This window comes from Ramlibacter sp. GS1-15, from assembly GCF_057785015.1.
On the sequence record NZ_JBYNTU010000001.1, the window covers coordinates 2,476,627 to 2,490,814 of the forward strand.

At 66.6% G+C, this 14,188-nt stretch carries 14 protein-coding genes; 8 read left to right on the forward strand and 6 right to left on the reverse strand.

Going from position 1 to position 14,188, the window contains the following annotated elements; genetic code table 11:
* Nucleotides 1-33: 33 nt before the first annotated feature.
* Genes AC3EF3_RS12415 through AC3EF3_RS12440 form a run of 6 tightly spaced genes read right to left on the reverse strand, consistent with a single transcriptional unit; the run spans nucleotide 34 to nucleotide 7,868 of the window.
* Nucleotides 34-4,722: a PilC/PilY family type IV pilus protein gene (locus AC3EF3_RS12415; protein ID WP_488532460.1), complete on the reverse strand. Its 4,689-nt coding sequence runs from the start codon at nucleotides 4,720-4,722 to the stop codon at nucleotides 34-36.
* A 28-nt stretch (nucleotides 4,723-4,750) separates the two neighbouring features.
* The gene (locus tag AC3EF3_RS12420) at nucleotides 4,751-5,314 is read right to left on the reverse strand and encodes a pilus assembly PilX family protein (RefSeq protein ID WP_488532461.1); all 564 of its coding nucleotides are present in this window, start codon (nucleotides 5,312-5,314) and stop codon (nucleotides 4,751-4,753) included.
* The gene (locus AC3EF3_RS12425; RefSeq protein ID WP_488532462.1) at nucleotides 5,314-6,369 is read right to left on the reverse strand and encodes a PilW family protein; all 1,056 of its coding nucleotides are present in this window, start codon (nucleotides 6,367-6,369) and stop codon (nucleotides 5,314-5,316) included. Before AC3EF3_RS12425 ends, AC3EF3_RS12420 begins: the two co-directional genes overlap by 1 nt.
* Before the next feature lie 7 nt (nucleotides 6,370-6,376).
* Nucleotides 6,377-6,928 carry a type IV pilus modification protein PilV gene (pilV, locus tag AC3EF3_RS12430; RefSeq protein ID WP_488532463.1) on the reverse strand — a complete coding sequence of 184 codons (552 nt, stop codon included), beginning with the start codon at nucleotides 6,926-6,928 and terminating at the stop codon, nucleotides 6,377-6,379.
* Nucleotides 6,925-7,437 carry a GspH/FimT family pseudopilin gene (locus AC3EF3_RS12435; protein ID WP_488532464.1) on the reverse strand — a complete coding sequence of 171 codons (513 nt, stop codon included), beginning with the start codon at nucleotides 7,435-7,437 and terminating at the stop codon, nucleotides 6,925-6,927. The genes pilV and AC3EF3_RS12435 overlap by 4 nt, the downstream gene beginning before the upstream one ends.
* Nucleotides 7,437-7,868 carry a type IV pilin protein gene (locus AC3EF3_RS12440; RefSeq protein WP_488532465.1) on the reverse strand — a complete coding sequence of 144 codons (432 nt, stop codon included), beginning with the start codon at nucleotides 7,866-7,868 and terminating at the stop codon, nucleotides 7,437-7,439. The genes AC3EF3_RS12435 and AC3EF3_RS12440 overlap by 1 nt, the downstream gene beginning before the upstream one ends.
* Nucleotides 7,869-8,018: 150 nt before the next feature.
* Between AC3EF3_RS12440 and ribD the strand changes: the two genes are divergently transcribed.
* The 8 genes from ribD to tolQ are packed head-to-tail and all read left to right on the forward strand — an operon-like array spanning nucleotide 8,019 to nucleotide 14,188.
* Nucleotides 8,019-9,116: a bifunctional diaminohydroxyphosphoribosylaminopyrimidine deaminase/5-amino-6-(5-phosphoribosylamino)uracil reductase RibD gene (gene ribD / locus AC3EF3_RS12445; protein ID WP_488532466.1), complete on the forward strand. Its 1,098-nt coding sequence runs from the start codon at nucleotides 8,019-8,021 to the stop codon at nucleotides 9,114-9,116.
* Between the two features lie 4 nt (nucleotides 9,117-9,120).
* A complete protein-coding gene (locus AC3EF3_RS12450; RefSeq protein WP_488532467.1) occupies nucleotides 9,121-9,744 on the forward strand; it encodes a riboflavin synthase in 624 nt (207 codons plus the stop codon).
* A gap of 58 nt (nucleotides 9,745-9,802) precedes the next feature.
* Nucleotides 9,803-10,930, forward strand: coding sequence for a bifunctional 3,4-dihydroxy-2-butanone-4-phosphate synthase/GTP cyclohydrolase II (ribBA, locus tag AC3EF3_RS12455; RefSeq protein ID WP_488532468.1), 1,128 nt, complete (start codon nucleotides 9,803-9,805; stop codon nucleotides 10,928-10,930).
* 10 nt (nucleotides 10,931-10,940) lie between these two features.
* A complete protein-coding gene (gene ribH / locus AC3EF3_RS12460; protein ID WP_488532469.1) occupies nucleotides 10,941-11,402 on the forward strand; it encodes a 6,7-dimethyl-8-ribityllumazine synthase in 462 nt (153 codons plus the stop codon).
* Complete coding sequence (nusB, locus tag AC3EF3_RS12465) at nucleotides 11,402-11,902, forward strand: transcription antitermination factor NusB (RefSeq protein WP_488532470.1); 501 nt, start codon at nucleotides 11,402-11,404, stop codon at nucleotides 11,900-11,902. The genes ribH and nusB overlap by 1 nt, the downstream gene beginning before the upstream one ends.
* A complete protein-coding gene (locus AC3EF3_RS12470) occupies nucleotides 11,899-13,083 on the forward strand; it encodes a pyridoxal phosphate-dependent aminotransferase (RefSeq protein WP_488532471.1) in 1,185 nt (394 codons plus the stop codon). The genes nusB and AC3EF3_RS12470 overlap by 4 nt, the downstream gene beginning before the upstream one ends.
* Complete coding sequence (ybgC, locus tag AC3EF3_RS12475) at nucleotides 13,080-13,499, forward strand: tol-pal system-associated acyl-CoA thioesterase (RefSeq protein ID WP_488532472.1); 420 nt, start codon at nucleotides 13,080-13,082, stop codon at nucleotides 13,497-13,499. Before AC3EF3_RS12470 ends, ybgC begins: the two co-directional genes overlap by 4 nt.
* Entirely contained in the window at nucleotides 13,496-14,188 is a 693-nt protein-coding gene (gene tolQ, locus AC3EF3_RS12480; protein ID WP_488532473.1) for a protein TolQ, read from the forward strand. Before ybgC ends, tolQ begins: the two co-directional genes overlap by 4 nt.

The following is a 14,188-nucleotide window of genomic DNA, read 5'->3' on the forward strand; positions in this document are numbered from 1 at the left end:
GGAGACCACCGGCTTTGCGATCGCCGCTTCGCGCTATTTCTTGTACCAGTAGGTACGCTTGACGTTCTTCGAGATGATGTTGGGCGGCGGGCTGTTCTCCAGCGCCGAGCACGTCGTGCACTGCGCCGCACAACCGATGCAGAACTTCTCCTGGGACGTCGTGCTGACACCCGTGGTGGGGTTCGTGGTCGTGATGTTGATCAGGCCGGCCACCGGGCTCGGCGGCAGGCCCCCGCCGATGATGAGGTTGCTCGTCGCCGTACCGAGGAACGGGCTCACGGCATAGGCTTTGGCCAGGCCCAGGTTGGCGCTGCAGCTTGCATCGACGGTCGTGGGTTGATTGGTCGCGAAGAACACCTGCCCACTGGTGGCCAGAGGTGCATTCACGCCTTTCTCGCTGGTGGCAAACGTGATGTAGAACCCCGTGGGCTTCTGGGCGGAGGCGGTCGCGTCGTACGGCGCGCTGGTCGCGTTGAAGAGGCTGGCCTGTGTCACGTTCTGGGTCGGCAACGCACCGGTCTGCGTCGCCGGGTCGGTGATGACCTGCGTGCCCAGGTCGTTGACCATGAAGAAGCGGTTGGTCACGAAGTATGCCGAGGCCGGATTGGTATCCTCCTTCAGCGGGTGCTCCCGGTCGCCCGACGGGATCGAGATCGCGTCGAACGAGCCGGTCGCCCCGGCGGCCTTCACGGCCAGCACCGCCGGCGGGAAGAAGAACTTGCGCGGGGCCGTGCCGTTCACGCACAGATGGGTCGACGTCGACGGTGTCCCCTCGTCGCAGCCCAGCGCGCCGATCTTGGTCACCGTCCAGCTGCTCGTGGAGGCGGCCGCGACGTCCGCGCGCCACAGGTTCCCACCCATGTCGCCGAAGTAGACCTTGTCCGTGAAACCGTTGCCGTCGCGATCGACGAAAGCCATGTCCGAAGGCACCGCCCACTGCATGCCCGGCACATTGAGGCAGGTCGCGGTCGACGTGCCGCAGCTGGAACTCGCGCTCCAGATCAGCGCCCCTGTCAGCGCATCCACAACGTAGATGCCCCGGCCCATGGTGTCGGTTCTGGGAGCCTGGCTGTCTTCTGCCGGGTCATAGCCTGCGCCGAAGATCAGCACGGGGCTCGGAGGCGTCGTCTGGGTGCCCCCCTGGACCAGCGTGACCCGCGGGCGCGACCAGGTCTGACCGAGCTCGCCGAAGCCCGCATCCGCACTGCTGATCTTCCACATCACCGTCGGCACGAGCGGGTTGGTCACGTCGAGCGCATACATGAAGCGCCCGCCACGCCGCATCGTGATGAACAGGTAGGCCTTGTTGATCGTGCCGTCGGCATTGGTCAGCTGGTACGCCGCAGTCTGGCCGTCCACGAAGTAATCCTTCGGCCGGGCACTGACCAGAGTGGTGGTGGGGAATTTCAGTTCCGGCGAGTCCTGCCGCAGACGGTTGTACTGCGTGAAATGCTCGGGCAGTACCAGACCCCACAGTTCCCCGCCCGGCGGCACGCCGTTGATGTTGCCCGTGGTCTGGTTGCCGTTGACGGCGCGGTACACGCCGTCGTTCGAGCCGTAGAACACGACGATGCCCAGACTGCCGCCATAGTTGATCACGACCGGCCGGGAATGCAGCACGTCGCCATGGACCGACGGTCGCACGGTGACCGGGCTTCCCGGGCCTTTCTCGCCGCCGAAGTTGTCTTCGCCGCGGATCCAGCGGATCAGCGTGTCGCGGTCGGGCGGCGTGCCGGCGGCGTAGGCAGTCATGCCGACGCCCGTGGCCGGCGTCGCCGGTGTCAGTGTGACCGTGCTGCCGTCCGTACGCGTCAGCGTGAACGACGACGACGACGACAGCGCGGTTGCGCTTGTCGAGGGGCAAGTCGAACTGCAGCTGATGCTCCAGGTGCCGAGGTACCCGTCTTCGGAAGCCCGCGCCGTGCCGGAGGCAGCGATCGCCAGGATCTGTCCGTTGGTAAAGGTCACCGGCAGTCCGTTGCTGTCCACGAACGGCCCGTAAACCGTGACGGTCGTGCCACTACGCTGGATTCGTCCAGCAGGCAGTACCGCAGTAGTGACGCTTTGCGGGCCGACCTTGGCCGAATTGAGCGTGACCGTGGAGCTGGGCGACACGGTGATGGGATAAGTCAATGTCGTGCAGCCGGCGTTCGCGCAGGTAGCCGTCACGCCACTGGCCACGTAGGCTGACTCGTTGGTCGCCGAGCCCGAGGTCTTCGAGACGTTGATCACGGCCGTATCGTTCGCCGCGGCGCCGAACCAGCTGGCGGGCAGGCCGGTCGCCGTCGCGTAGGCCACGTCGGTGCTCGCATCGCGCGTCAACGTGACAATGCCCTGAGCCGTAGTGTCCGGCCTCACCGTGCCCGATTCGCTCGACTGGTTCTTAACGCTGGTGCCTGCAGTCGTGATCTTGAAAGTGTTCGAGGTCACGCTCGCGATCGTGTACGTTCCCGCGTATTTGCTGTTGGTGTTCGCACCGGTGATGACCACCTTCTGGCCGGCGTGCAAGCCGTGGGCCACCGGGGACGTGTCGCCGTCGATCTCGCCCGCGACAGGGTTGGTCAGGGTCACGGACCGGGCCGGATACGTGGTGGGCGCCAGCTGCATCACGTAGGCGTTGGCCGCCGGCGTCGCGGGCGTGACAGCGACATCGAACGTCAGTGCCGTGCCGGATACCGACGTCGGCATGCCCGAATAGTTGTAGACGGAAGGCGACGCGCCCGTGATCGTGACGTTCGACGTGGTGGTGAAGCCGCCGGCCACGTCGGTATTCACGGTGACCGACTCGGTGTTGTAGCCGCCCGTGGTGTGCGTCGCGCGCGACATCGACACGATGTTGACCGTTGTTCCACTGACGGGCGGCCCGATGGTGTAAGTGCCCTGGGATGGCGAAGCCGGATAGTCGGGCAGGCCTGTCAGGGTGAACGTCGTCGAACTGTTGACGGTCGACGACGTCAGCGTCTGCGTGACGTTGTATTCGGGCTGGGCGGCGCCGCTGATCGTCACCACGGTGCCGGACTTGAAGCCATGGTTGCCGCTGGTGCTCACCAGCGCGGTCGTGCCCGAACGGATGATGGAATTGATGGGCACGATGGAGTCGCTGCCGAATGCGCTGGATGGGATGGCGCTGTTGGACGTCGAGAACTGGTTCGTCGCAGCGGTGAGGTCCTTCGGGCAGGTGGCGCTTCCGTCCGGGCAGTAGACATACATGCGGCGCGGGTTGGTCGAGGTCTGCGCGGTCGCCGAGAAATTCGCGGTGATGCTCTCCAGCCGCACCTGCTGGCTCACGCCGCCCTTTTCCACCACTTCACCGTCGACATAGTCGTAGGGGCTCTTGAGCGTTCCTTGCGAGGCCGGCGCATTCTTCCAGAAGCCGCCCATCGAATCGGGCACCGAGCTTGTGTTCTTCGACGTCCAGAAGCTCAGGGACGTTGGTGAAATGAAGCCAGTCGTCGGGTTGATCGCCGGTTGGTTGTTGGCGTCGCCCTGGACGAGCGCGCCCGCGCTGTTCTTGACCAGGTGGTACTGTTTGAGATTGCCGAACCAGCGCGGCCCCGCTGACGAGTCTGGCCGGAACATGCCCAGATAGATCTGGTTCAGGTAGCTGCCATCCGCGTTCACGGAAACCGGAAGGCTCGCGGACGAGAACACGCTGTTGGCGGCCTGGGTCTGGTTCAGGATCTTGGCCAATGCGCTGCTCAGGTCACTCACGCTCGACACGCGGAAAAACTCGCCGCCGCCCACGTTCGCCATCGACGCCATCATGCCGAAGGTGTCCGCCGAGCACTGGCTGGTCGAAGACTCGATGCCGATCGTGTACGTGAGGACATTCCTCGCGCCGGCATTGATCTGATTCATCAGGCGCGCCCATTCGTCCGCCCAGTTGTTGTCGGTCTGCAGCGTGTAAATGCTGCTGGTCCCCGAGCCGCCACAGATCGGCGGCGTGAAATTGATGACGCCGGTGATGCCCGCGAGCTGGTCGGCGGTCGCCCCGACCTGGGGCGCCGCCAGCGCCGCCTTCGCATCGTTGGATTCACTCGAATTCGGATTCTTCTGGGTGTTGCTGATGTAGACGATGACGTTGCTCTGGCAGCCGTTCAACAGAACCGAGGGCGAATAGGTCTTGCCGGACATGCCCGTCTTGCCGCTGAAGTACGCCCAGGCCTCCTGCATGGTCTCCGCCTGGTACGAACTGTTCACCTTGACGTTGAAACCGTTCGCGTCGCTCTGCCCCGTAATCTTCCAGCCCTTGATGAAGTTGATCAGGCTCGCTTTGTTCCCCGATTGGGCATCCATCAACCTGAGCGGGCGCAGCAGGCACCCTCCGAGGCCGCCGCCGGCGCAGAGCTCGTGATAGCCGCCCAACGAAGGATTGGTGGTGGCCTGCGTCTCCGCGAAGCTGTTCGCATTGCTCACCATGATGCCGATGTTCACGGCACTGTCCTGCAGCGACTGGATCGTGTTCACCAGTGCGCACTGAATCACGCCCGCCGCGTTGCTGGTGCCGGCGGACGGCGCGCCCGAACCGTCCAGGTAGCCGGTGCATCCGACGCTGGCGCTCGCGCTGAAGTTAGCGCCGTTGTCGATGACGATGAGCACGTTGGGCGTGCCCCGGTTCGCCGCGTCCGCCACGTACAGGTCTGTGTCCTCCGCGTGGAGCCCGGAGGAATAGCCCATCAGGACGAACGCGAACAGCAGGACGAGGTGTTGCAGTTTCTTCATTTCGGCTCCAGGCCCGCGAGGGCCCTTCCTAGGGACTGGGTGTCGGGCCAGCGGGCGTGGCACATGTGACTTGGGAACCCACGCGCAGCGACACGCCTTGGGTGATGGTCAGGTTGGCGCCTTGCGCCGTGGCGTTTTCCACCGCGGCGTTGATCTCCCAGCTCTGGTCCTTGCAATCGCTCGGCTGCGGAATCGGCTTGCCATCGGGCCCGAACACAGGATCGGTATTGCCCCCGCTGAAGCAGGCACGGTCGGCCGCTTTGGTCGGGTCCAGTTGGGTGGTGACGACGTTGGTGCTCAGGTTGCAGACCGGCTGGGAGACGTCGACCTTGTAGGTCGCCCCGCCTGTCGTGATCTGCATGCCCGGCTGGGCCGGCACGGCACTCACGTTCGGATAGGCCTGGATCAACTCCACCGTCTTGTCGATGGCCACCTGGGTCGCGGCTTCCACTTCCGCCTGGGTCTGGGCATTGCCGGCGATCCGCAGATTGATGTTGCTGAAGCGGATGGCCGAGACCACGAGCAAGGTCAGAACGATCAGCATGATGAGGCTCACCACCAGGGTGATGCCCGACTGTGCGCGCCGTGCCATCAGCCGGCCCTCCTGCTGCTGGGATTGACGATGCGCACCGATTGCACGAACACGTGGCGGCGGTAGCCGTCATTGGCAGCCGCCACGTTCTTGTCGCCCACGACGTAGGCTTTGGTGTCGGCATACCCTGGCGTCGCCTCGGTGCTGCGCGCCAGCAGGTTGACCTTCAAGGCCATCACGTCGCCCCAGTTGGCGACGCTGAACGTGGTGCCGCTGTCGAATGCACCGTCGGGCGCGCCGTCGCCCCCTGCCGGGTCGTTGTCCAGGCCGTAGTCGATCTGCATGTCCTCGATCCCTTGCGCGATCGTGACCGGTGCGGCCATGCCCATCGCACCGGCCGCGAGCTGGAGATCCACGCGCTTGAGCGAAGGGACCGTGTCGGTGCCTGCACCCGAACAGACGTCGCATGTGGCGATGTAATAGATGTGGACCACGTATTTGCGCGGGCTTGCGGCATTCGTGGTCCCACGCCTTGTCAAGTTGAAGGTCGTCGAGTCGGTCGTTGCATTTCCGGTCGCGAGGGCCAGAACGAACCCGAAACCATCGGTCGCGGTATTGACCCCCGTCTGCAGGTAGATCTGGCCAGCGTTCAGTTTGGCCCAGTCCACCAGCCCGCCCGTTTCGACACCGCTCGTGTCCGGGTCCGCGCGCCGAACCACGAGGATGTCGGTGCCCGCCTTCACGTTGCTCAGACAGGTAGGCACCGTGGCCGCGTTGTCGTAGCCCTGCACGTGCAGGCCCATGGCGTCCTGCAGCGCAGAAACGGTCGTTGCGCAGGGATCGGGCAGCGCGGCGGGCGGGTCCGGGGTCTTCGGCATCGACCCCCAATAACCGGCCATCTCCGCATCCTGTGCGATGGCCTGCAGGGCGTAGCGCCCGTTCTCGATCATCTTGCCGGAGCGGTCGATATCGGCGCGGTTGGTGCTCTGGTTCGCGATCAGCGTCGCGATCGCGGCAACCAGGATCATGCCGAGCACGATCGCCACCATGAACTCGATCAGCGTCAAGCCGCGCTGGCGTGCAGCCTGCCCGATGGAAAATTTGCTGTAGTTCATGGCTCGCTCAGCTGAGTTCGACCGTCACGCTGGCCGCCCGGCGCAAGCCGTCGTCCGTTCCGAACTGCCCTTGCCCGCAAGCGACGGGGGGGGCCGACGTCGCCGCCGAACCCTGCCACGCGATGCTCACTTGGTAAAGGTTGCCGTTCTGGGTGATACAGCCGCGCGCGCCGAGAACGCCGCCGATCGAGTTGGTGCTGCCGGCCGCCGTTTCGGAGGCGCCCAGCAGCAGGTCGCGCCATTCGGTGAGGTCCCGGACCACCCGGTCCTTTTGCGAAGCCGTCGCCGTGGCGACCGTGCACGTGGTCGGCACCGTGGTGTTGCCGTTGCCGATGACGCCGGCGAGCACATAGCAGGTCGCCACGGCCTTGTTCGCACTCATTCGCGCCGCCATGTCCTGCACCAGCATCAGCGCCTGCACGCGCTGGTAGGACTCCAGTTGCGCGCGCTGGCTCTGGATCATGACGCCGACCAATCCCAGCAGGCCGACCATGAGGATCACCAGCGACACCAGGACTTCGATCAGCGTCGCGCCTTGCTGCAGCGATTGCTTCTTCACGGACAACTCCCCGAGGATGGAATCCCGCTCGCGTCGACCTTGACGCACCGGGCAACGTCGGTCGAACTCGACGTCAGCTTGAAGCAGCTGCTGTTGGCGGGCCGGCCGGTATTGCCGAAGGCAATGCTGGATACGGGCGCCGCCGTGCCGCAGCCCGAGTCGCTGTAAGTTGTCACTGCCATGGATTGCAGGGCCTCCTGCTTGTGCACCGGGGCACCGCCCGCGGTGACGGTCCAGCCCGTGGTCCAGTCGCCGCCGGAGGTCGGCGCGACCGTCACGCTGCCCGAATTGCGCTTCACGGCCTCGCTGCGCGCGATCAGGACGGCCGTCATGAGCTCGGTCGAGGCCGACTTCACCCGCTGGCCGTTGACGAAGTTGCGAAAGGACGGCACTGCCAGGCCCATCATGATCCCGAGGATCACCAGGGTGGTGAGCAATTCGACCAGGGTGAAACCGCCCTGCGCTCCCGGGGGGGCGCCGGCCTTGCGGGGAAGGCGGTTCGCAGCCATCACTTCCAGCACCCGCCGACCCCGCTGCTGCCCGTAGCATTCTTGACGCCGGCGTTCGTGTACGTCAGCGTTCCGCACTTCGCGTCGTTCATCGTGCTGGTCGGCGCCGCGGTAATCGTATAGGCGACCGGCGTGGTCGACATGGAAGCCGTGATGGTGATCGTGTAGTTGCCCGACACGTCGCTCGGCACCGTGATCGAAGGCGGCGTGCAGGTCGCGTCGGTGGGGTAGCCGAAGTAGCAGCGCGTGTTCAGCATCTGCTGCTCCTCCTTGTTCGCCAGCGTGACCATGAAACTCTCGGCCGCACTGCGCTTGCCGCGCTTGATGTGCTCCGTGTAGCTCGGATACGCCACTGCCGCCAGGATGCCGATGATGGCCACCGTGATCATCAGCTCCACCAGTGTGAAGCCGCCCTGCCTCGTCTTGTCCATGTGTTCTCCTCGTGCCCGGCTGGCACTATCCGGACTGGAACATAGCCGCGGGCCGGCCGGGAGCCGCCCTGCCGCCGACGACCGGTCGGGATTCGCCGCTGAATGGTCGCGGCGGTGTAGCGCCCGTGCGCCATGACGCACAATCAGCGCATGCCCGACGCCAGTCCCATCCTGCAAGCCCTGGAGCTCGCCTCCCGTGCGGTGGGCTTGTCGGAGCCCAATCCGCGCGTGGGCTGCGTGATCGTGTCCGCCGACGGCGCCCGGGTGCTCGGCTCGGGCCACACGCAGCGCGCCGGCGAAGCGCACGCGGAGATCATGGCCTTGCGGGATGCGGCTTCGCGCGGCCTGGACGTGCGCGGTGCCACAGCCTATGTGACGCTCGAACCCTGCGCCCACCATGGCCGCACCCCGCCCTGCTGCGATGCCCTGGTCGCCGCGGGCATCGGCAAGGTGGTGGCCTCGCTCACCGACCCGAATCCGCTGGTGGCCGGCGAAGGCTTCGAGCGCCTTCGCGCCGCGGGCGTCGCCGTGGAAGTCGGCCCGGGCGCCGAGGCTTCGCGCGAATTGAACATCGGCTTCTTCAGCCGCATGCAGCGCGGGACGCCGTGGGTCCGGATGAAGGTCGCTGCCTCGCTCGACGGGAAGACGGCGCTCGAGAACGGCGCCAGCCAGTGGATCACGTCGGAGGCGGCACGCACCGACGGCCACGCCTGGCGCGCACGTGCCGGCGCCGTGCTCACCGGCATCGGCACGGTGCTGGAAGACGATCCGCGGCTGGACGTGCGCCTCGTGTCCACGCCGCGCCAGCCCATGGCGGTCGTCGTCGACAGCCGGCTCGAGACGCCCCCCGGCGCACGCATGTTCGTCGAAGGACGGCCGCTGCTGATCTACACGGCAGTGCGGGACGCGGGTCGGCGCGCCGCCCTCGAAGCGCGCGGTGCCACCGTCATCGAAATGCCCGGCCCCGGCGGCAAGGTCGATCTCGCCGCGATGCTGCGCGACCTGGCCCGGCGGGAGATGAACGAGCTGCACGTCGAGGCCGGGCACAAGCTCAATGGCTCGCTGCTGCGCGAAGGGCTGGTGGACGAACTGCTGGTCTACCTGGCGCCGAAGTTGATCGGCCGCGGGCGCGACATGGCCAATTTCGGCCCGATCGCCGAACTGGCGCAGGCCCTGCCGCTGGAAATGACGTCGATCGAGCGGGTCGGGCCGGACCTGCGTGTCGTGGCGCGATCCCTGCGAAAATAGCGGGATGTTCACCGGAATCATCACCGGCGTGGGGCGCATCGCCGCCGTCCACGACCTCGGCAGCTCTTCGCAGCATGGCAAGCGCCTGACGGTGCAGGCGCCCGCCGGCTACCTCGACGACGTCCAGCTGGGCGACAGCATTTCCCTCAACGGCGCCTGCATGACGGTGACCAGCTTCGCCGCCGAGCGCGGCGAATTCACGATCGACATCTCGGCCGAATCGCTGGACAAGACCGCCGGCCTCGCGCAGGCGGGCCCCGTCAACCTGGAAAAGGCCTTGCGCGCCCATGACCGCCTGGGCGGCCACATCGTGGCGGGCCACGTGGACGGTATCGGCACGGTCACGCACTTCGCACCGGTCGGCGAGAGTTACGAGCTTCGCGTCCTCGCCCCGCGCGCCCTGGGCAAGTACCTCGCGTACAAGGGTTCGATCACGGTCAACGGCGTGAGCCTCACCGTCAACAGCGTGAGGGACCTGGAAGGCGGCACCGAGGCCAGCATCAACCTGATCCCCCACACCGTGCAGAACACCGCCCTCGGCGACTTGAAGGCGGGCAGCCGCGTCAACCTCGAGATCGACCTCATCGCGCGCTACGTCGAGCGCATGCTCTCGGGAGTGAAAGCATGAGCCGCACGGCCGTTCCGAAGGCTCATGGCACCGCAGCACGAAGTGCGGAGGTTTTCGAATGACGCAACCGATTTCTTCCGTCGAGGAGATCGTCGCCGACCTGCGCGCGGGCCGCATGGTGATCCTGGTCGACGAAGAGGACCGCGAGAACGAAGGCGACCTGGTCCTGGCCGCCGAGCACGTGACGCCCGAGGCGATCAACTTCATGGCGCGCTTCGGGCGGGGCCTCATCTGCCTGACGCTCACACGCGAGCGCTGCGAGCGCCTGCGCCTGCCGCCCATGGTGGCGCGCAACGGCACGAAGATGGGGACGGCGTTCACCGTGAGCATCGAAGCGGCCGAAGGCGTGACCACCGGCATCTCCGCCGCCGACCGCGCGCGCACGGTGCAAGCGGCCGTCGCGAAGGACGCCAGGCCCGAGGACCTCGTGCAGCCCGGCCATATCTTCCCGCTGCAGGCGGTGGACGGCGGCGTGCTGATGCGCGCCGGCCACACCGAGGCGGGCTGCGACCTCGCCGGCATGGCGGGCCTGACGCCCGCGGCCGTGATCTGCGAGATCATGAAGGACGACGGCACGATGGCGCGGCTGCCCGACCTGCAGGCCTTCGCCGCGGAGCACGGCCTGAAGATCGGCACCATCGCCTCGCTGATCGAGTACCGCAGCCGCCACGAGTCGCTGGTGCACAAGATCGGCTCGCGCCCGCTGCGCACGATCTGGGGCGACTTCACGGCGCACGCGTGGAAGGACAAGCCGAGCGATGGCCTGCACCTCGCACTCGTCAAGGGCGAGTGGACTCCGGCCGACGTGGTGCCGGTGCGGGTGCACGAGCCGCTGTCGATCTTCGACGCGCTCGAGGTCGGTCGCCCGATGCACTCGTGGAGCCTCGATGCGAGCCTGAAACACATCGCCGCAGAGGGCCGCGGCGTGGCCGTGCTGCTCAATTGCGGCGAGGACGCGCAGCAGCTTCTCGCGCAGTTCGAAGGCACGGCCCGCGCGGCGCAGGCGCCCGAGCGCGGACGCATGGACCTGCGCACCTACGGCGTCGGCGCGCAGATCCTGCGCGAATGCGGCGTGCATCGCATGAACCTGATGGGCAAGCCCCGGCGCATGCCCAGCATGGCGGGTTACGGCCTGGAGATCGCGGGCTACATCCCTCCACACATTTCCCCGCCCCACACTTCATAGAAAAAAGAACATGTTTGGCGCAGAAAAAGGCAACGCCGGCCGGCTTGACGGCAAGGGCCTCTTCATCGGTATCGTGCAGGCCCGCTGGAACGAGAGCGTCACCAACACGCTGTTCCAGGCCTGCCGCGAGGAACTGCTCGCCCTGGGGGTGCCCGAAGGCAACATCGACCACGTGAACGTGCCCGGCGCGCTGGAGATCCCGGTCGCGCTGCAGGCGCTCGCGGAGAAGGGCGGCTACGACGCGCTGGTGGCGATCGGCTGCGTGATCCGCGGCGAGACCTACCATTTCGAGCTGGTGGCGAACGAATCGGCGGCGGGTGTGACGCGCGTGTCGCTCGACTACCAGGTCCCGATCGCGAACGCGATCATCACGACCGAGAATGAGGAACAGGCGGTTGCGCGCCAGGTCGACAAGGGCCGCGACGCGGCGCGTGTCGTTGTGGAAATGTGCAACCTGCTGGACGATCTTTGATGGCCACCGCGAAGAAACCCGGCACGACCAGCACCGGCGCGCGCAAGGCCTCGGCCAAGCCCGCGCGCAGCCGCGCACGCGAGTTCGCTTTGCAGGCCCTCTACCAGTACCTCGTCGGCCGCAACGATGCCGCGTCCATCGACGCGTTCACGCGCGACCTGGCGGGCTTCCACAAGGCCGATTCGGTCCATTACGATGCCCTGCTGCACGGCTGCGTGGACGAAGCCGGGGACCTGGACGCGCTGATCGCCCCCCTGCTCGATCGCAAGCTGGACGAAATCTCGCCCATCGAGCACGCGGTCATGTGGATCGGCACGTGGGAGTTCATGCATGCGTCGGACGTGCCCTGGCGCGTGGTGCTCAACGAATGCATCGAACTCGCCAAGGAGTTCGGCGGCACGGACGGCCACAAGTACGTCAATGCCGTGCTCAACGGGCTCGCGCCGAAATTGCGGGCCACGGAAGTGGAGGCCGACCGGGCCTCCGGGAAGGCGAGATGAGGGTTGCGAAGCTGATCGAGAAGATCGAGCCCTTCTACGTGATGGAGGTGGCGAAGGCCGCCTCGCAGCTTGCGCGCGAAGTGGCGCACACCGACAGGCCGATGATCTTCCTGAACATCGGCGAGCCGGATTTCACCGCGCCGCCGCTCGTGCAGGAAGCCGCGCGGCGCGCGATCGATGCCGGCAGGACGCAGTACACGCATGCCGTGGGCCTGGACAGCCTGCGCGACCGCATCAGCGGCTGGTACCACGAGCGCTTCGGCGTCGACGTGCCTGCCCGGCGCATCGTCGTGACGGCGGGCGCCTCCGCGGCGCTGCAGCTTGCCTGCCTCGCGCTGATCGAGCCGGGCGAAGAGATCCTGATGCCGGACCCGAGCTACCCGTGCAACTGCCACTTCGTCACCGTGGCCGGCGGCGAGCCGGTGCGCATTCCCTCGACGCCCGGCGAGCGCTTCCAGCTCTCGGCCGCCAAGATCGCCGAGCACTGGAACGACAGGTCGCGCGGCGTGCTGCTGGCCTCGCCGTCGAATCCCACGGGCACGTCGATCCACCCTCAGGAGCTGCGCCGCATCCACGAATTCGTCAGCGGCAAGGGCGGCATCACGCTGCTCGATGAAATCTACCTGGGCCTCTCGTACGAAGAGACTTTCGGGCACACCGCCCTGTCGATCAGCGACGAGATCATCAGCATCAACAGCTTCTCGAAATACTTCAACATGACGGGCTGGCGCCTCGGCTGGGTCGTCGCGCCCGAGGACGTGGTGCTGGCGATCGAGAAGCTCACGCAGAACCTGTACATCTGCCCCAGCGCCATCGCGCAGCATGCGGCGCTGGCTTGCTTCGAGCCCGGGAGCATCGCGGAATACGAGCGGCGACGCGCCGAGTTCAAGCGCCGCCGCGACTTCTTCATCCCGGCGCTGGAGAAAGTCGGCTTCAAGGTGCCGGTCGTGCCGGATGGCGCGTTCTACGCCTGGGCCGACTGCTCGGACATCTGCCAGCGGCTGGGTGTGAAGGACAGCTGGGACCTCACCTTCGAGATCATGAAGCGCGCCCACGTGGCAGTCACGCCGGGCCGCGACTTCGGGGTCGCGCAGGCGCCCCACTTCATCCGCTTCTCCACCGCCAGCTCGATGGAGCACCTGCAGGAAGCCGCGCAACGGCTGGGGGACATGCTCGCTTGAGCGGCGGCGCCTTCACCTGGCCCGTGCGCGTGTACTGGGAGGACACGGACGCGGGCGGCATCGTCTTCTACGCCAATTACCTGAAATTCTTCGAGCGGGCCCGCACCGAGTGGCTGCGCTCGCTGGGCATCGGCCAGCAGGACCTGCGCGAGCGCGCCGGCGGCATGTTCGTCGTGGGTGAAACGTTGGTACGCTATCTCAGGCCGGCACGGCTCGACGACGAACTTCTTGTTACGGCCGAGATCAAGGAATCGGGGCGGGCCTCTTTGATAATTGCCCAGCAGGCGCTGCGGCCCGCCACCGGCGAGTTGCTGTGCGAAGGGACGATACGGATCGGCTGGGTCTCGGCCGCCACCTTGCAGCCTGCCAGAATCCCGCCGGGCATCCTCGAAGCCCTGAAAGCATCCCGACAATGAACAACGATCTCTCGATCCTGCAACTGGTGATCAACGCGAGCTGGATGGTCAAGCTCGTCATGCTGCTGCTGCTGGGCGTCTCCATCGCGAGCTGGGCCGCCATTTTCCGCAAGCTCTTCTCGCTCAAGCGCGTGAACTCGCTCAACGAGGATTTCGAGCGCGAGTTCTGGTCCGGCACCAGCCTGAACGACCTGTACGCCTCCGCCGCGCAGCACGTCAAGATGTCCGGCCCGATGGAGCGCATTTTCGCGAGCGGCATGCGTGAATACCAGAAGCTGCGCGAGCGCCGCATCGCCGATGCGGGCACCTTGCTCGACGGTGCCCGCCGCGCCATGCGCGCGAGCTTCCAGCGCGAGCTCGATGCGGTGGAAACGCACCTGTCCTTCCTGGCGTCGGTCGGCTCGGTGTCGCCCTACGTGGGCCTGTTCGGCACGGTGTGGGGCATCATGCACGCCTTCGTCGGCCTGGGCGCCCTGCAGACCGTGACGCTCGCCACCGTCGCCCCCGGCATTGCGGAAGCGCTGGTCGCCACCGCCATCGGCCTGTTCGCCGCGATTCCCGCGGTGGTCGCGTACAACCGCTTCGCGCGCGACATCGACCGTGTCGCCATCCGCCTCGAGACCTTCATCGAGGAGTTCTCGAACATCCTGCAGCGCAACCTGGGCGCCCAGTCGGCGTCCGGCCACTGA